General features: G+C 32.6%; 29 protein-coding genes. 23 read left to right on the top strand and 6 right to left on the bottom strand.

The genetic code is table 11. The features are described from left to right. Positions 1–59: 59 nt before the first annotated feature. The 6 genes from CQA57_RS05650 to CQA57_RS05625 all read right to left on the bottom strand — a co-directional run bounded on the left by CQA57_RS05650 (position 60) and on the right by CQA57_RS05625 (position 5741). A complete protein-coding gene (locus tag CQA57_RS05650) occupies positions 60–1337 on the bottom strand; it encodes an RNA polymerase factor sigma-54 (protein WP_115579259.1) in 1278 nt (425 codons plus the stop codon). A 1-nt stretch (position 1338) separates the two neighbouring features. Next, positions 1339–2061 (bottom strand): LPS export ABC transporter ATP-binding protein, encoded by a 723-nt coding sequence (gene lptB, locus CQA57_RS05645; protein ID WP_115579258.1) that lies wholly within the window; start codon positions 2059–2061, stop codon positions 1339–1341. Further along, complete coding sequence (gene tsaE, locus CQA57_RS05640) at positions 2054–2470, bottom strand: tRNA (adenosine(37)-N6)-threonylcarbamoyltransferase complex ATPase subunit type 1 TsaE (RefSeq protein ID WP_115579257.1); 417 nt, start codon at positions 2468–2470, stop codon at positions 2054–2056. Before tsaE ends, lptB begins: the two co-directional genes overlap by 8 nt. After that, entirely contained in the window at positions 2463–4022 is a 1560-nt protein-coding gene (locus CQA57_RS05635) for a DNA polymerase III subunit gamma/tau (RefSeq protein ID WP_115579256.1), read from the bottom strand. The genes tsaE and CQA57_RS05635 overlap by 8 nt, the downstream gene beginning before the upstream one ends. Positions 4023–4098: 76 nt before the next feature. Then, complete coding sequence (locus tag CQA57_RS05630; RefSeq protein WP_115579255.1) at positions 4099–4695, bottom strand: ribonuclease HII; 597 nt, start codon at positions 4693–4695, stop codon at positions 4099–4101. Further along, positions 4695–5741 (bottom strand): ATP-binding protein, encoded by a 1047-nt coding sequence (locus CQA57_RS05625; protein ID WP_115579254.1) that lies wholly within the window; start codon positions 5739–5741, stop codon positions 4695–4697. The genes CQA57_RS05630 and CQA57_RS05625 overlap by 1 nt, the downstream gene beginning before the upstream one ends. 226 nt (positions 5742–5967) lie before the next feature. Here CQA57_RS05625 and rpsJ point away from each other — a divergent pair, with 226 nt between their 5' ends. From rpsJ to infA, 23 genes are read left to right on the top strand one after another with little or no spacing between them, the layout of a single operon-like run. Continuing rightward, the gene (gene rpsJ, locus CQA57_RS05620) at positions 5968–6279 is read left to right on the top strand and encodes a 30S ribosomal protein S10 (RefSeq protein WP_104697919.1); all 312 of its coding nucleotides are present in this window, start codon (positions 5968–5970) and stop codon (positions 6277–6279) included. 10 nt (positions 6280–6289) lie between these two features. Further along, positions 6290–6868, top strand: a complete 579-nt coding sequence (gene rplC, locus CQA57_RS05615) for a 50S ribosomal protein L3 (protein ID WP_115579253.1) — start codon at positions 6290–6292, stop codon at positions 6866–6868. Between the two features lie 11 nt (positions 6869–6879). Then, on the top strand, positions 6880–7497 hold the full coding sequence (gene rplD / locus CQA57_RS05610) for a 50S ribosomal protein L4 (RefSeq protein ID WP_115579252.1): 618 nt from the start codon (positions 6880–6882) through the stop codon (positions 7495–7497). A gap of 12 nt (positions 7498–7509) precedes the next feature. After that, complete coding sequence (locus CQA57_RS05605) at positions 7510–7791, top strand: 50S ribosomal protein L23 (protein ID WP_115579251.1); 282 nt, start codon at positions 7510–7512, stop codon at positions 7789–7791. Positions 7792–7801: 10 nt separating this feature from the next. Further along, positions 7802–8629 carry a 50S ribosomal protein L2 gene (rplB, locus tag CQA57_RS05600; RefSeq protein WP_115579250.1) on the top strand — a complete coding sequence of 276 codons (828 nt, stop codon included), beginning with the start codon at positions 7802–7804 and terminating at the stop codon, positions 8627–8629. Positions 8630–8639: 10 nt separating this feature from the next. Next, on the top strand, positions 8640–8921 hold the full coding sequence (rpsS, locus tag CQA57_RS05595) for a 30S ribosomal protein S19 (protein WP_115579249.1): 282 nt from the start codon (positions 8640–8642) through the stop codon (positions 8919–8921). A gap of 11 nt (positions 8922–8932) precedes the next feature. Further along, positions 8933–9343 carry a 50S ribosomal protein L22 gene (gene rplV, locus CQA57_RS05590; protein WP_115579248.1) on the top strand — a complete coding sequence of 137 codons (411 nt, stop codon included), beginning with the start codon at positions 8933–8935 and terminating at the stop codon, positions 9341–9343. Between the two features lie 2 nt (positions 9344–9345). Further along, positions 9346–10044, top strand: coding sequence for a 30S ribosomal protein S3 (gene rpsC, locus CQA57_RS05585; protein WP_115579247.1), 699 nt, complete (start codon positions 9346–9348; stop codon positions 10042–10044). A gap of 2 nt (positions 10045–10046) precedes the next feature. Continuing rightward, positions 10047–10472 (top strand): 50S ribosomal protein L16, encoded by a 426-nt coding sequence (gene rplP / locus CQA57_RS05580; protein WP_115579246.1) that lies wholly within the window; start codon positions 10047–10049, stop codon positions 10470–10472. After that, a complete protein-coding gene (rpmC, locus tag CQA57_RS05575; protein WP_211305557.1) occupies positions 10459–10650 on the top strand; it encodes a 50S ribosomal protein L29 in 192 nt (63 codons plus the stop codon). The genes rplP and rpmC overlap by 14 nt, the downstream gene beginning before the upstream one ends. Positions 10651–10660: 10 nt before the next feature. Continuing rightward, positions 10661–10921, top strand: coding sequence for a 30S ribosomal protein S17 (gene rpsQ / locus CQA57_RS05570; RefSeq protein WP_115579244.1), 261 nt, complete (start codon positions 10661–10663; stop codon positions 10919–10921). Between the two features lies 1 nt (position 10922). Further along, positions 10923–11291 carry a 50S ribosomal protein L14 gene (rplN, locus tag CQA57_RS05565; RefSeq protein WP_115579243.1) on the top strand — a complete coding sequence of 123 codons (369 nt, stop codon included), beginning with the start codon at positions 10923–10925 and terminating at the stop codon, positions 11289–11291. After that, the gene (rplX, locus tag CQA57_RS05560; protein WP_115579242.1) at positions 11291–11521 is read left to right on the top strand and encodes a 50S ribosomal protein L24; all 231 of its coding nucleotides are present in this window, start codon (positions 11291–11293) and stop codon (positions 11519–11521) included. Before rplN ends, rplX begins: the two co-directional genes overlap by 1 nt. 3 nt (positions 11522–11524) lie before the next feature. Continuing rightward, a complete protein-coding gene (gene rplE / locus CQA57_RS05555) occupies positions 11525–12070 on the top strand; it encodes a 50S ribosomal protein L5 (protein ID WP_115579241.1) in 546 nt (181 codons plus the stop codon). A 1-nt stretch (position 12071) separates the two neighbouring features. Continuing rightward, a complete protein-coding gene (locus CQA57_RS05550) occupies positions 12072–12257 on the top strand; it encodes a type Z 30S ribosomal protein S14 (RefSeq protein WP_115579240.1) in 186 nt (61 codons plus the stop codon). Between the two features lie 11 nt (positions 12258–12268). After that, positions 12269–12664 (top strand): 30S ribosomal protein S8, encoded by a 396-nt coding sequence (gene rpsH / locus CQA57_RS05545; protein ID WP_115579239.1) that lies wholly within the window; start codon positions 12269–12271, stop codon positions 12662–12664. 9 nt (positions 12665–12673) lie between these two features. Further along, positions 12674–13210 (top strand): 50S ribosomal protein L6, encoded by a 537-nt coding sequence (rplF, locus tag CQA57_RS05540; RefSeq protein WP_115579238.1) that lies wholly within the window; start codon positions 12674–12676, stop codon positions 13208–13210. Between the two features lie 15 nt (positions 13211–13225). Beyond that, positions 13226–13582 (top strand): 50S ribosomal protein L18, encoded by a 357-nt coding sequence (gene rplR / locus CQA57_RS05535; protein WP_115579237.1) that lies wholly within the window; start codon positions 13226–13228, stop codon positions 13580–13582. Between the two features lie 11 nt (positions 13583–13593). Beyond that, entirely contained in the window at positions 13594–14034 is a 441-nt protein-coding gene (gene rpsE, locus CQA57_RS05530) for a 30S ribosomal protein S5 (RefSeq protein ID WP_115579236.1), read from the top strand. Positions 14035–14049: 15 nt separating this feature from the next. Next, positions 14050–14448, top strand: a complete 399-nt coding sequence (gene rplO / locus CQA57_RS05525; protein ID WP_115579235.1) for a 50S ribosomal protein L15 — start codon at positions 14050–14052, stop codon at positions 14446–14448. Further along, positions 14448–15713 (top strand): preprotein translocase subunit SecY, encoded by a 1266-nt coding sequence (gene secY, locus CQA57_RS05520; protein WP_115579234.1) that lies wholly within the window; start codon positions 14448–14450, stop codon positions 15711–15713. Before rplO ends, secY begins: the two co-directional genes overlap by 1 nt. Continuing rightward, complete coding sequence (map, locus tag CQA57_RS05515; RefSeq protein ID WP_115579233.1) at positions 15713–16471, top strand: type I methionyl aminopeptidase; 759 nt, start codon at positions 15713–15715, stop codon at positions 16469–16471. Before secY ends, map begins: the two co-directional genes overlap by 1 nt. Continuing rightward, positions 16472–16690 (top strand): translation initiation factor IF-1, encoded by a 219-nt coding sequence (gene infA, locus CQA57_RS05510; protein WP_104697941.1) that lies wholly within the window; start codon positions 16472–16474, stop codon positions 16688–16690. Positions 16691–16709 lie beyond the last annotated feature (19 nt).

The raw sequence follows: 16709 nt of genomic DNA, 5'->3' as shown, positions 1-16709 counted from the left end.
TTATAGTGTTATTTTCATTATCTAAGTAATTAAGTTATTAGAGTGATGTTTGAGCTTATTTATTGCGCACTAATGGCATAGTTCTTTTTACGTTCGCTGGAGCTTGGGATATTGAGCTGTTTACGGTATTTTGTGATGGTTCTTCTTACTATTTTTAGAGAGAATTTTTCCTCAATTAGATCTAGAATTTTTAAATCACTAAGAGGTTTGAGTTTATTTTCATTTTTAATCAAATCGTTAATGAAATCTTTGATTGACGCATTGCTTGTATCTCCATCAATTGCAGTGGTAAAAAAGTTTTTAATAGGGAATATTCCTCTATTGCATTCTAAATATTTATTTGATATGGCTCTTGATATGGTGCTTGGTGCATGTCCAAACTCTTCTGCTAAATCTTTAAGTTTCATTGGTTTAATATCTTTTCCCATAAAAAAGTCATATTGATATTCCACAATCATAAGACCAATTTTTCTGAGTGTTTGTTTTCTCATATCAAGTGCATCTATTAAATCTTTTGCTTCTTTAAGCTTTGTTTTTAGGTATTGGTCATTTTGTTTGACTTTAAGTATATCAATAGTAATTTGAGGATAATAATCATCGTTTAGCATTACAGATATTTCTCCATCTTCTTCTATCACAAGAATGTCTGGAATAATGCAAGAATCTGCTTCCATATAAGATATTGCAGGAGGCGTTTGGAATGTTTTTATAAGATCTAATGCTTGATAATAAAGGGGGTGTTTTTTATATTGAGTATGATTGTCAAGATGGTTGATAATTTGTGAGGATAGATCATAGAGATCATCACTAATATTTTCAGCATCTTGTAGATGGAATAATAAACATTCTTTAATATCTTTAGAACCTATGCCTTTTGGTTCTAAAAAACAAAATCTTTGTCTAATGCGTTCGTATTGTTCAGCATCAATGTCAAGATGAGATGCTCGTTCTTTTGTGTCTGCATCAAAATAACCTTCTTGATTTATATTATCAATAATATCTAGTGCAATTTTTTGAGAAATTTCTGTTGGGAATAGAGGTGGAGTGATCTGTTCTTCTAAAATTTGATATAAGCCTTTTTCTTGAATACTCAGGGATTCTATTTTATCACTTATGGCATTTTTTACCGGGGAATTTGGATGGGGTTTTTTGAGTTTGGAACTAAAATCTTGAGTAATAGAGCTTTGAATAGAAATATAAGGATTTTCTATTGCAAAGTCATTGATGGTTTCTTCAATCTCTAAAATATTGCTTTGTAAAATAGGAAGCCAATTTTTTAGTGTATTGGATAATTTTCCCTTAACTTGTATATTTTGGCGTATTTTTGGTGCTGCCATTTTATACCTTAAAGTTTTCACCTAAATAATATTTACGCACCAATGGATTTTCATAGATTTCATCACTTAAACCACTAGCTAGTAAAGTTCCGCTTTTAATTACATAGGCTCGATGGCATACTGATAATGTTTCTCTAACATTATGATCAGTAATTAAAACACCTATATTTAAAGTTACTAATTTTTGAATAATTTTTTGAATATCAATAACAGCTATAGGATCGACACCAGCAAACGGCTCATCTAATAAAATAAATTTTGGATTTTTTACAAGAGCTCTAGCAATTTCTACTCTACGTCTCTCTCCCCCACTTAGGCTTACGCCTTTGCGATGTCTGATGGGCTCTATGTTAAATGCTTGAAGCATTTCTTCGATACGATCTTGAGCTTCTTTTTTGTTTTTAAAAGTTGTTTCTGCAGAGATATTGAGATTATCCTCAACGCTCAAATCTTTAAAAATGCTAGATTCTTGAGGTAGGTAACCAATACCCATATTAGATCTTTGATGTAATGGGGCATCTGATAAATCTTTGTCATTTAGGAGTACTTTGCCACCAGTAGGCTTGAGTAGCCCACATATCATATAAAATGTCGTTGTTTTTCCAGCACCATTTGGACCAAGTAGGCCTACAACTTCTCCACTTTTTACCTCTATGGAAACATCTCGCACAATAAGATTTTTTTTAATTTGTTTGCTGAGATTTTGTGCGACAAGTTTATCCATTTTGTATAACCTTATAGATTCTATAGTTTTGTGCTTTTGTAATCTTTATTGTGAGGTAATTATACCCACTATTTTTTAGAATATTGGCTAAACCATCTTCGCCCCACTCGATAAAGTGAATGTTTTGATCTTCTAGCTGTTCTAATAAACCAAGATTGATAAATTTTTCCAAGCTATGGTGATAAAGATCGTAGTGATAGAAATTGTCATATTGTTGCACGAGATTGAATGTTGGCGATGTTGCTTGGAGATTTATATTTTTGCTTTTTATATATTGTTGTACTAATGTTGTTTTGCCACTTGCTAAATCACCTTGTAATAAGATAATGCGCGTGTTATTTTCAATGGCTTTATCTAGAATCTTAAAGATTTCTCCTATTTCATTTTCCTTTAATTTTTTCTCAAACATTTTTAACTCTTTTTACTTCTTTGATTGGAAGATATTGTTGCATATTCTGGATGGTATTTTGGTTTCTTGTATAAAAATCTAGCGTTTTGTGATCGGTTTGTTGTTGGTTATTATGATTGTTTGATTCTAAATCTTGAGGCAAAGAGGTTTGTTGTATTTGTGGTGTGGTATTTGTAGCATTTTGGGATAGGATTTTAGTCTCTATTCCAAAAATTTCTTGCGCAAAATTTTTAATCGTGGCATAGTTTTCTTTAAGTAGATCCTTTGCCTCAGAAGATGCTTTGCTTTCCCAGGTTAAAGTTTGATTCTCAAAACTTATAAAAGTAATATTTTTTTCAAAAATTTCCCCTAAAGTAATATTGCGATCATAAATTTTCTTAATAAGTTGATTGAATAAAGACAGAGAAGTGTTTTGACTTTGTTGCGATGCTTGAATATTGCTTGTATTTAGGGGTGCTGTATTTATTGTTTTTTGTTGTAAATTGGTCTCTAGTTGTTTGATTTCTTGATTGATAAGAGTATATTTTTGAGCTTCTTGCATTTTAAGGCTTGTTAGAAGCAAAACAAAACCACCATCACAATTGAGATTTAAAAGATTCTTTGCTTGAGCTATGATTTGAAGGTATCTATCAAGAGTTAGCATAGGAATTGCAAGGAGTGTATTTTTTTCGTTGATCCCTTTGAATAATTCTTTTAGAAAAAGCATCATCTCATCTAGAATCATTTCTGCTTCATATTCCTCAAAAACTTCAAGAATGTGTTGCAATTCTTCTTGATTGTTTGAGGCAATTGCTTGAAAAAAATTATTTAAGACCGCAGGATCTATTGCTCCTAGCATTTCTGCTACTTTATTTCTTGTAAGGTTTTGATTGCAGTAACTGATGGCTTGATCTGTTAAAGTGAGTGTATCTCTTAAACTTCCATTACCACTTCTTGCAATGATTTCAATAGCTTCATTTTCGTATGTAATATTTTCTTTTTCTAATATTTGGCAAAGGTGCCGTATTACATGCTTTTGAGGTATTTTTCTAAATCTAAAATGCTGTGTTCTACTTAAAATTGTAGCTGGGAGTTTAAGGGGATCTGTTGTAGCAAGGATAAATTTTACATAACTTGGAGGCTCTTCTAATGTTTTTAATAAAGCATTAAAAGCTTCTTTTGTAAGCATATGTACTTCATCGATAATAAAGATTTTATATTTTCCATAACTTGGAGCATATCGTGTTTGTTCAATCAATCCTCTGATGTCGTCTATCTTTCTACTAGAAGCTGCATCCATTTCAATAATATCAAGGTGCCTGCCTTCAAGAGATTGAAGACAATTTTCGCAAGTATTACAAGGGTCTCCTATAGGGGCTTTTTCACATTGTAATGCACGAGCTAATATTCTAGCAGATGTTGTTTTACCGCTACCTCTAAGACCACTAAAAAGATAGGCATGTGCTATGCGATTATTTTGTAGAGCAAGAGAGAGGGTTTTGGTAACGCTCTCTTGAGCAACAAGGTCGTGAAAGGTAATAGGGCGATATTTTAAAGCTAAAGCTAGAGCCATTTTATTCCTTGATTTTATAATTGATATTTAAGGAGAATATTGTATTGATTTTTATTTTAAAAAAACATTACAAAGTCTAAAATAATTTTAAATTTTTTTGCTGAGATTTTATAACAAAGCTTTTTCTATGATGAGGAGTTTGTCCTAATATAGCAATTTTCTCTAAATGTTCCTTTGTCCCATATCCAGCATTGTTGATAAGATTGTATGCAGGGTATATTTGATTGAGTTTTTCCATTTCTTTATCTTTTGCATATTTTGCGAGAATAGAAGCTGCTGATATTTGTGGAATTTTACTATCTCCTTGAATAATACTTTTGAGATTTATTGATGCTTCTGGCTGAATATTAAAGATAGTGTTGCCATCAATATAAAAATCCTTAACAAGGTGTTGAAGTTTTTGAATAATTTCTAGTATAGATTCCTTGAGGCATATACTAAGACCTTTTGTGTCGATTTCTTGAGCATTTTTTTCTATTACAATAAAAAAAATATTGGGAGAATTTTGAATAATAGAACTCAACTGAGCTCTTGTGTTTTTTGAGAGCATTTTGCTATCTTTGACACCAGAATCTTTTAAAAAATCTGCCATATGATTATCACAGGCTACACCACAAACAAATAGACTTCCACACAGGCTTCCACGACCTGCTTCATCAATGCCGCAAATCATCAATCTACATACTCCTTTAGGGCAAAACTTACAAAATCAATCACTTGACATTGTGATTTTTGAATCTTGTTGATTGCTATGATTATAATCTTTTTATAGGGATTGTTTTTTAGAATAGTGTCAATATTTTGTTGATTTGGGAAGGGAATTGCAAAAAAAATAGTCTCATTGATGCAAAAATGTGCATTTTGACTATAAAATATTTGTTCTTGGTATTGGCTATAAAGTTCTAAAAAAACCATATTTTCAAAAATAGCCTGAAAGTTGGGATTTGGGGAATGTGCATAAGGAAGTGAAAAGTCATAAAAATATAATTTTTTTGTTTTATTTATGGAATCTGCGCAAGGTATTAGGAAAATAAAATGATTATTCTGTAATCTCGTTAATAGGGCATAGACTTTATCTTTTGAAACTTTCAAGAATCTTTTGGAGTATGTGTAAAATTGATTAACCGTAATTTTTTGAGATTGGAATTGTAAGAGTAGAGCAAATAAATCATAATCTTCTTGAAAGAATAATTTCATATTATTTTGTTTTTTGGAAATTTTTTGAAATTCTAGACTATGGAGCATTTCTGGAGAATTGCCATCTTTTATGAAACGATTAAAAAGTTGATTGATATCTTCAGAGGAGTTAGAAAACCCGATGTATTCCTCAAAAGTCAATGGCATGATACTCTTGAGAGAAAAATTTTGTAGTTGTAGGTCATCTGAGGGAATTTGCTTGCTATTAAGAATAATAAGAATATTTTCAATATTTGGCAAAATAAATATTGGTTTGTAGTTGTCTAGTATAAGTAAATCTATCTTTTTTTCTAAAAAAGACTTAAGAATTTGATTTTTTAAATTATCTATATCATTTCTTGGATCTATACAATCAATATATATGGTGTTTTTAAGGGTTTTTGATATAAAGAGAGATAAAGATGTTTTGCCACTTTTTGGAGGACCAAATAGGATATTTTTCCCTTTTTTGATTCCAAATCTTCTTGGTAGTAAATGTAGATGCTGTATTTTTTCTTCAAGAATATGCTTTATTTCTCTCATTTATATACCCTCTTTTTTGCTTAATATATGATGCTATATGCAAGTAATACTAAAAAGATTATTTTATAATTATTTCCTTATAAAAAGGAAATAATTTTTTAGATAAAGCTCCGAAATAGAGGAAAATAATTGATTTTGTACTCTTTTTTTAGTAGAATTTTACTTCCATTTTATTTGGTAATTACATCGTTTTGCGATGAGTTCTTTTTTGAATAAGGATATTTTCATGGAAAAAATTAGACTTAAGTTAAAGGCTTATGATCATAGAGTGTTAGACAGATCTGTTGCTTCTATTGTTGAGGCTGTAAAGCGAACAGGTTCAGATATTAAGGGACCTATTCCTTTGCCAACTAAAAATAGAAGATATACAGTTTTGCGTTCTCCACATATCAACAAGGATTCTAGAGAACAATTTGAAATCAGAGTGCATAGTAGAATTATTGATATTATGTCTGCTACACCAGATACGGTGGATAGTTTAATGAAATTAGATTTAGCTCCAGAAGTTGATGTTGAAGTTACACAGATGGGCAAGTAAGGATTAGGTGATGGAATTTTTGGTAGAAAAAATTGGAATGAGTAGAACAATTGAAACACAAAGTATAGCAGTAACTTTACTTAGAGTTTTAAATGCTAAAGTGTGTGAAGTATATGAGAATAAAAAAGCTTTGGTTGCTTATTCTAAGGGAAAAGTTATGAATAAAGCAATTGCTGGTCAGCAGAAAAAATTTAATCTCAGCAAAGAATTCAATCGTTTTGCAACTCTTCAAGTAAATAATACTGAAGCTGGCGATTTGGATATGAGCGCTTTAGAAACTGCAAAAAGATTAAAGGTTACCTTTAAAACAAAAGGTAGAGGTTTTAGTGGTGCGATGAAAAGATGGAATTTTCAAGGTGGTCCAGCTGCTCATGGTAGTAGATTTCATAGAAGATTGGGTTCTATTGGTAATAGAGAATGGCCAGGTAGAGTGCAACCAGGTAAAAAGATGGCAGGACATTATGGAAATGAGACAGTAACTGCTCAAAATGAGATTGTTTCATTTGATAAAGAAAGTAATATTTTGGTATTAAAAGGTTCTGTAGCTGGTTTTTCTGGAGCTTATGGCAAGATTCAAATTATAAAATAAGGTGAATGATAATGAGCAAAGCAATAGTATTGGATAAACAACTTAAAAAGAGTAGTGAAATAGATTTGCCACAAAGTTATAATGAGATTAAAGAACATAATCTTTATCTCTATATTAAATCTTATCTAGCTTCTTTGCGTAGTAATACTGCAAAAGCAAAAAATCGTGGTGAAGTCAGTGGAGGAGGAAAAAAGCCTTGGAGTCAAAAAGGTGGTGGTAGAGCTAGAGCTGGTAGTATAACATCTCCTGTATTTGTTGGAGGTGGTGTTTCTCATGGACCTAGTAACAATAGAAACTATAATTTAAAGGTTAATAAAAAACAAAAGAGATTGGCATTAGAGTTTGCATTGAAACAAAAAGCAGAAGCTGGCAAGCTTTATCTTGTAGATTCTGTAGAGGTTGCAAGCGGAAAAACAAAAGATGCCTTTAGTATGTTTAAGACTTTAAATGAAAGAAGTGTTTTGTTTGTTGCTCAAATGAGTAATGAGAATACATTTTTGGCTTTTAGAAATTTAAAAGATTGCTATCTTGTGGATGCAAATGAATTAAATGCTTATTTGGTTGCTGCTTTTAGATCTGTTGTTATGGAGAAAGCAGTTTTTGATGAAATTATTCAGGCAAATAAGTAACAAGGAGATAATATGGCAGATATAACAGATATAAAATCAATTCTTTATACTGAAAAATCTTTATCTCTTCAAGAGAGCGGAGTTTTAGTGGTGCAAACTTCTAGTAAGGTGACTAAGAATCAATTAAAACAAGTTTTTAAGGATTATTTTGGTTTTACTCCTTTGAGAATCAACTCATTGAAGCAAGAAGGTAAGGTAAAGAGATTTAGAGGTAGGATTGGGCAAAGAAGTTCTTTTAAGAAATTTTATGTAAAAGTCCCAGAGGGTGCGAAGATAGATTCGCTAGCAGTTTAAGGAGTGACAGATGGCAATTAAAACATATAAACCTTATACACCTAGTAGAAGATTTATGTCCGGTCTTAATTCTAGTGACATTACTGCAAAACCTAGTGTGAGAAAGTTGTTGGTTAAACTTCCTGTAACAGCGGGTAGAAACAATAATGGTCGTATAACAAGCAGACATAAAGAAGGTGGTGCTAAAAAGCTTTATCGTATTATTGATTTTAAGCGTAATAAATACAATATTGAAGGCAGAGTTGCAGCAATTGAATATGATCCGTATAGAAATTGTAGAATTGCTCTTGTAAGTTATCCTGATGGAGATAAGAGATATATCATTCAGCCAAGTGGCCTAAAGGTTGGAGATATTGTGATTGCTGCAGAATCTGGCTTGGATATTAAAACAGGATATGCAATGAAATTAAAAAATATTCCTGTTGGAACAATTGTGCATAATATAGAAATGCATCCTGGCGCAGGAGGTCAGCTTGCTAGAAGTGCTGGAGCTAGTGCTCAAATAATGGGTAGAGAAGGTAAATATACTATTATTAGAATGCCTAGCGGTGAAATGAGATATATTTTAGGTGAATGTATGGCTACAATTGGTGTAGTTGGCAATGAAGATTTTATTAATATCAACATTGGTAAAGCAGGAAGAAATAGGCATAGAGGTATACGTCCTCAAACAAGAGGTAGTGCTATGAACCCTGTAGATCACCCACATGGTGGTGGTGAAGGTAAAACTGGTTCTAGTGGACATCCTGTTTCTCCTTGGGGAACTCCTGCTAAAGGTTATAAGACAAGAAAGAAAAAAGCTAGTGATAAGCTCATTATTTCAAGAAAGAAAAAATAAGGAATAAAAAATGGCAAGATCAGTAAAAAAAGGTCCTTTCATTGATGATTATTTAGTAAAAAAAGTACTTAAGGCAAAGGAAACTAAGGATAATAAACCTATTAAAACTTGGTCAAGAAGAAGTACAATTTTGCCTGATATGATTGGATTGACATTCAATGTTCATAATGGTAGAGTTTTTGTTCCTGTGTATATCACAGAAAATCATGTAGGATACAAGTTGGGAGAGTTTGCACCAACAAGAACTTTTAAGGGACATAAAGGTAGTGTCCAGAAAAAGATAGGTAAATAAGGAGGTTGTTGATGAGTAAAGCATTATTAAGATATATTCGATTATCTCCTACAAAAGCAAGATTGATTGCTAGAGAAGTTCAAGGTATGAATGCTGAACTTGCGATTGCAAGCTTGGAATTCACTCCAAACAAAGCTGCTAAAGTAATTGCAAAGGTAATAGCTTCTGCTGTAGCTAATGGTGGTTTTGATGCACAGAATGTGATTATAAAATCTTGTCGAGTTGATGCTGGTCCTGTGCTTAGAAGATTTATGCCTAGAGCTAGAGGTAGGGCTACTCCGATAAGAAAACCAACTTCTCATGTATTTGTGGAAATTGCTCCAAAACCTTTAGAAAAAAAAGTGCAAAAAGCTGTTGAGGAGACAAAGGTGAAAGGTAATACTAAAGCAACAAAGAAAACTACAAAAGGTGAGGATAAGTAAGCATGGGACAAAAAGTTAATCCAATAGGTTTAAGATTAGGAATCAATAGAAATTGGACTTCTAGATGGTTTCCTGGAACACAAAATACTCCTGCAAATATTGCTGAAGATCACAAAATTAGAAAATTTCTTAAAAAAGAACTTTATTATGCTGGAATCAGTGAAATTGTGATTGAGCGTGCTGCAAAGAAAATACGTGTAACTGTTGTGGCTGCTAGGCCAGGATTGATTATTGGGAAGAAAGGCGCAGATATTGAGAAAGTTAAAGATTCTTTAAAATCTGTTATCAAGAAGGAAGTTGCTATAAACATTAAAGAAGTTAAGAGACCTCAGGCAAATGCACAGCTAGCTGCCGAGAATGTTGCAATTCAGCTTGAAAAAAGAGTTGCTTTTAGAAGAGCAATGAAAAAAGTTATGCAAGGTGCAATTAAGGCTGGAGCTAAGGGTATAAAAATTAAGGTTTCTGGAAGATTAGCAGGTGCTGAAATGGCAAGAACGGAATGGTATATGGAGGGAAGAGTTCCTTTGCATACCTTGCGTGCTAAAATTGATTATGGTTTTGCAGAAGCAATGACTACTTATGGAATTATTGGTGTGAAAGTTTGGATTTTTAAAGGTGAAGTACTTCAAAAAGGAATACAACCAGAAAAAAGAGAGGAAACAGCAGAGCCAAAAACAAAAACTAGAAGAGGGAGACAATAACTATGTTGATGCCTAAGAAAACAAAATATAGAAAGCAGATGAAAGGCAGAAATAGAGGCAAGTCTTTCAGAGGTGCCCAATTGGCTTTTGGTGATATTGGTATTAAGGCACTTGAGCATGGAAGAATTGATTCTAGGCAAATAGAATCTGCTAGGGTTGCAATGACTCGTCATATAAAAAGAGCTGGTAAGGTTTGGATCAGGGTTTTTCCAGATAAGCCATTGACAGCAAAACCTTTGGCTACAAGGATGGGTAAAGGTAAAGGATCTGTAGAAAAGTGGGTTATGAATATTAAACCTGGCAGAATTATATATGAAATGATTGGTATTGATGAAGCTACTGCAAGAGAAGCATTGGCTTTGGCACAAAGCAAGTTGCCTTTTAAAACAAAAATTGTAACAAGCGAGAGTGAAAATGAAATTTATTGAATTAAAAGATAAAGATATTAATGAATTGAAGTCAATGTTAAAAGAAAAAAAGGCAGAGCTCTTTAAATTGAGATTAGAGCTTAAGACAATGCAATTGACAAATCCAAGTCAGATAGCAGTTGTGAGAAAAGATATTGCAAGAATCAATACGGCGATATCTGCAAAAGAAAATAGTTAAAGGATAAGCTATGGGTGAAAAACAAGCACATAAAAGAATTATCCAGGGTGAGGTAGTAAGTAAGGCTGGAGAAAAGAGTGTAACAATTTTGGTTGAAAGAAAAGTTGTGCATCCAAAATATAGAAAAATTGTTAAGAGATTTAAAAAATATACAATTCATGATGAAAACAATTCTGCGAAAGTGGGAGATGTAATTACTGCAATTGAATGTAGACCTATTTCTCGAAACAAAGCCTTTAGGCTCAAAGACATAGTTTTAGTAGGGGTATAAAATGATACAGAGTTTTACAAGATTAAATGTTGCTGATAACAGCGGTGCCAAGGAAATTATGTGTATCAAGGTTCTTGGCGGTAGTCATAAGCGTTATGCGAGTGTAGGTGATGTCATTGTTGCTTCTGTTAAAAAAGCTATTCCAAATGGTAAGGTAAAAAAAGGTCAGGTAATTAAAGCTGTTATAGTTAGAACAAAAAAAGAAGTTCATCGTGAAAATGGTTCTTTAGTAAGATTTGATGATAACGCAGCTGTTATTTTAGATGCAAAGAGAGAGCCTATTGGGACAAGGATTTTTGGACCTGTGAGTAGAGAAGTGCGATATGCTAATTTTATGAAGATTGTATCGTTAGCTCCGGAGGTATTGTAATGAAATTAAAAATTAAAAAAGGCGATATGGTTAAGGTTATTGCTGGAGATGATAAGGGCAAGGTTGCTAAAGTTTTGAGTGTTTTACCTAAAACATCACAAGTGATTGTTGAGGGTTGCAAGATTGCAAAAAAAGCTATAAAACCAAGTGATAATAATCCTAAGGGTGGTTTTATTTCGAAAGAAATGCCTATGGATATTTCTAATGTAAAGAAAGCCGAGGAGAAGTAAGAGATGTTTGATTTAAAAAGAAAATATAACGAAGAAATTAAACAAAAGCTTGCAGCAGAGTTAGATATTAAAAATCCTATGTTATTGCCTAAACTTGAAAAGATTGTTATTAGTGTAGGTGCTGGTGATTATGCCAAAGATGCAAAAATTATACAAAATATGGCAGATACCATTTCTTTAATTGCTGGACAAAGGGCTGTAGTAACACTAGCAAAAAAATCTGTTGCTGGTTTTAAGATGCGTGAGGGTATGCCAATGGGTGTAAAAGTTACTTTGCGTGGAAATCAGATGTATAACTTTTTGGAAAAACTGATTGTTATTTCTTTACCAAGAGTTAAAGATTTTAGAGGTGTTCCAAGAAATGGGTTTGATGGTAGAGGTAACTATAGTTTTGGTCTTAATGAGCAGCTTATGTTTCCTGAAGTTGTTTATGATGATATTATGGTGAGTCACGGAATGAATATTACGATGGTTACATCAACAAATAATGATAAAGAGGCATTTAAGCTTTTAGAAATGCTTGGTATGCCTTTTGCAAAAGGAAGATAATATGGCAAAAAAATCAATGATTGCAAAAAGCAAAAGAAGAGCAAAGTTTAGTTCAAGAGCTTATACTAGATGTCAAGTTTGCGGAAGACCACATTCTGTATATAGAGATTTTGGTTTATGTAGAGTGTGTTTAAGAAAAATGGGTAATGAAGGCTTGATACCAGGACTTCGTAAGGCTAGTTGGTAAGGAGTGGAATTATGGTAAATGATATTATTGCAGATTCTCTAACAAGAATTAGAAATGCTTCTATGAGAAGATTGGATACAACAAATCTTTATTATGCAAAGATTGTAGTTTCTATTTTAGAAGTGTTTAAGTCAAAAGGTTTTATTAAAGATTTTAATGTAAATGATAAAGATGGAAAGCAATCAATTTCGGTTCAATTGGCTTATGATGAGAGAGGATATTCTGTAATCAATGAGATTAAAAGAATTAGTAAGCCTGGTAGAAGGGTTTATAAGAGTCATACCGAATTAAAGAGATTTAAAAATGGATATGGAACCATTGTGGTTAGCACTAATAAGGGTGTTATAGGAAATGAGGAAGCCTATAAGGCTAATGTTGGCGGTGAAGCGCTTTGTAGTATTTGGTAGGAGAAGATAATGTCAAGAGTTGGAAAAAGACCTATTAGCATTCCAAGCACTGTAGAAGTGAGTGTTCAAGGGAGCAAAATTGTGTTTAAGAGCAGTAAAATGCAAAAAGAGTTAGAAACATATGGAAGAGTTCAGATTGATTACAGTAATAATGAACTTAGTTTTAAATCCATAGATCAAGAACCACAATCTCGGGCATATTGGGGAACATATAGAGCCTTAGCTAATAATATTGTTATAGGCATGACAACAGGTTTTACAAAAGTTTTAGAAGTAAATGGTGTGGGATATAAAGTTGCTGTTTCTGGAAAAACTTTAGAACTTGCACTAGGTTTTTCTCATCCTGTAAAATATCCTATTCCTGATGGTATTGAGATGAGTGTTGAAAAAAATCTTATTACAATCAAGGGAAGCGATAAGCAACAAGTTGGTCAAATTGCTGCTGAAATTAGAGAGTTTCGTCCACCAGAGCCTTATAAGGGTAAAGGTATTAAATATAGTGATGAAGTTATTATTAGAAAAGCTGGTAAGACTGCTAAAAAATAATGGAAGGTAGATAGTATGACAAATAAAATCTTAGCAAGAAAGAAAAAGTTACGAAATAAAAGAAAGTTAAGAATCAGAAGCTCTATTTTTGGGACAGCTATTAAGCCTAGAGTAACTATTTTTAGATCCAATAGATATCTTTATGCTCAAGCAATTGATGATCAAAATCATAATACCTTAGCGTGTGTTGATGGAAAAAAGATGCAATTGGGTAACAATAAAGAAAATGCCAAAGTAATTGCCAAATCTTTTGCTGAAATATTAAAAGCTAAAAATATAAATACGATTGTATTTGATAGAAATGGTTATTTATATCATGGTGTTGTTGCTGCTTTTGCAGATTCGCTTAGAGAAAATGGAATTACGCTATAAAAAGGATTAAAATGGAAATCAATAGAGAAGAATTTAGCGAAGTTGTTGTAAATATTGGTAGGGTTACAAAAGTTGTTAAAGGGGGAAGAAGATTCCGCTTTAATGCTTTGGTAGTTGTTGGCAATAAGAATGGTCTTGTTGGTTTTGGGCTAGGTAAAGCAAAAGAAGTGCCTGATGCAATTAAAAAAGCTGTAGATGATGCTTTTAAAAATATTATTAAGATTAATATTAAGGGTACTACTATTGCACATGATATTGAGCATAAGTATAATGCTAGTAGAATCTTATTAAAACCTGCTAGTGAGGGAACTGGAATTATTGCAGGAGGATCTGCAAGACCTGTTATTGAATTGGCTGGTATTAAGGATATTTTGACCAAATCCCTTGGTTCAAATAATCCTTATAATGTAGTGAGAGCTACTATTGATGCTCTAGCAAGAATTAAGGCATAAAAAGGAGTTTGCACAATGGCATTAGAAAATATTAAACCTGCACATGGTAGTGTGAAGGATATAAAAAGAGTAGGTAGAGGTCAAGGTAGTGGTATGGGAAAAACTTCTACAAGAGGTGGAAAAGGACAGACTGCAAGAACTGGATATAAAGCAAAGAGAGGTTTTGAGGGCGGTCAACAACCATTGCAAAGAAGATTACCAAAAATAGGTTTTAGGGTTAAAAATGATAAACCTTATGTAATCAATACAGATAGAATATCTCTAGGAGAGCTTGCAGAGCTTACATTTGAGAGTATTCAAGGAATACATAAATTTCCAAAAACAATAAAAAAGATAAAACTAATAGGAACAAATACGAAAAATCTGGTATCTAAAATTAAAGATAATCGTATTACTTTTAGTGGTAGTAAGTGATGACTAGAGCCATTGTTAATAAAATTCTTATCACATTGCTTTTTTTATTTGCCTATAGAGTGTTGGCTTATATACCAATTCCTGGAGTGGATATTGAGGTGATAAAAGAGTTTTTTAGAAGTGCTAATAATTCTCAAAATGCTCTAGGATTGTTCAATATGTTCAGTGGGCATGCAGTAGAGCGTTTAAGCATTATTTCTCTAGGTATAATGCCATATATTACAGCTTCAATTGTTATGGAGCTTTTAGCAGCAACATTTCCAAATCTCGCAAAAATGAAAAAAGAACGTGATGGTATGCAGAAGTATATGCAAATTGTGCGTTACTTAACCATAGTAGTAACTGTTGTTCAAGCGATTAGTGTTTCCTTTTTATTGCGCAATATGGGCAACTCTGGTAGCGGTGCTATTATGATAGATATGCAGAGTTTTATTATTATTTCTATTTTTTCAATGTTGACTGGAACCATGCTTTTAATGTGGATTGGCGAACAAATTACACAAAGAGGAATTGGTAATGGTATAAGCTTGATAATTTTTTCAGGTATTGTATCAAGCATTCCTTCTGCAATAGAGGGAACTTTTGGACTGGTGAATACGGGAGAAATTAATTATCTTGTTTTAATAGGTATTGTTTTAATCATTATTTTTACTGTTTTTGCAATTATCTATGTGGAACTTGGCGAAAGAAGAATACCGGTTTCTTATGCGCGTAAAGTTGTAATGCAAAATCAAAATAAGAGGATTATGAACTATATTCCTATTAAGATTAATTTAAGCGGAGTAATTCCTCCAATTTTTGCATCTGCCTTATTGGTTTTTCCTTCTACTATTTTGCATGCTTCTTCAAATGAGTTTTTAAAATCAATTGCAGATTTTTTGGGACCAGATAAATATGTTTACAATATTTTAATGTTTTTATTGGTTATATTTTTTGCATATTTTTATGCTTCTATTGCTTTTAATTCAAAAGATATTGCAGAAAATTTAAAAAGGCAGGGTGGATATATACCAGGTATGAGACCAGGTGAAGGAACTGTGCAATTTTTAAATAGTGTTGCAGGACGTTTAACTCTTTTTGGTTCTTTATATCTTGCTTTGATTTCTACATTACCTTGGATTTTAGTTAAAAGTATGGGTGTTCCTTTTTATTTTGGAGGAACAGCGGTGCTTATTGTTGTTCAAGTTGCAATTGATACCATGAGAAAAATAGAGGCGCAAATTTATATGAGTAAGTATAAGACATTGAGTGCTGTTGGTTTTTGATGGCTATTCCTATTAGAAATGCTCAAGAAATAGAAAAATTGTATCTTGCCAGTCAAGTTGTTGGCAAGACACTTTCTTATATTAGTGGTTTTATTAAACCAGGTATTTCCCTCTTGGAGATCGATAAGCTTGCAGAAGAATATATTTATGCATTAGGAGCAAAACCTGCATTCAAAGGTTTGTATGGTTTTCCAAATACTGCCTGTATTTCTGTTAATCAAGTAATAATCCATGGTATTCCAACATCCTACTGCTTAAAAGATGGAGACATTGTAGGTATTGATATAGGCGCTAATCTTGATGGTTGGTATGGTGATGGTGCTATCACTTTTGGTGTCGGTGAAATTGCTAAGCAAGATAAGAAGCTTATTGATTGTGCTAGGGATTCTTTAATGGTTGCTATTTCTAGTATAAAAGAAGGAATGTATTTTAAAGAATTAAGCAAGATTATAGAAGAGGTTATTACTTCTAGAGGATTTGTTCCCTTGAGGGATTATTGTGGTCATGGTATTGGAAGAAAGCCGCATGATGAGCCAAGCATTTTGAATTATGTGGATTCTGTAAATTTAAAACAGGGTTCAAAAATTAGAAATGGAATGGTGTTTTGTATAGAACCTATGGTATGTGTGAGCAGTGGCATTCCAAAAATTTTAAGTGATAAGTGGAGTGTAGTCTCTGAAGATGGGTTAAATGGAGCTCATTATGAGCATACTGTAGCTATTGTGGATGGCTTTGCTAGGATATTAACGGAGGTTTAAATGGCAAAAGATGATGTAATAGAAATTGATGGTAAAGTTGTAGAGGCATTGCCTAATGCAACATTTAGAGTAGAGTTGGATAATGGACATATTGTTTTGTGCCATATATCTGGAAAAATGCGTATGCATTATATTAAGATTTTACCAGGAGACAAGGTCAAGATCGAATTGACACCCTATAGTTTAGATAAAGGAAGAATTACTTTTAGATATAAATAAGAGTTTTTTAAACTTTTTT

Origin of the sequence: Helicobacter anseris, from assembly GCF_003364335.1 — a bacterium.
In the GTDB taxonomy this organism is placed as follows: Bacteria; Campylobacterota; Campylobacteria; order Campylobacterales; family Helicobacteraceae; genus Helicobacter_H; species Helicobacter_H anseris.
This window is presented reverse-complemented; position numbering and strand designations above follow the sequence as displayed.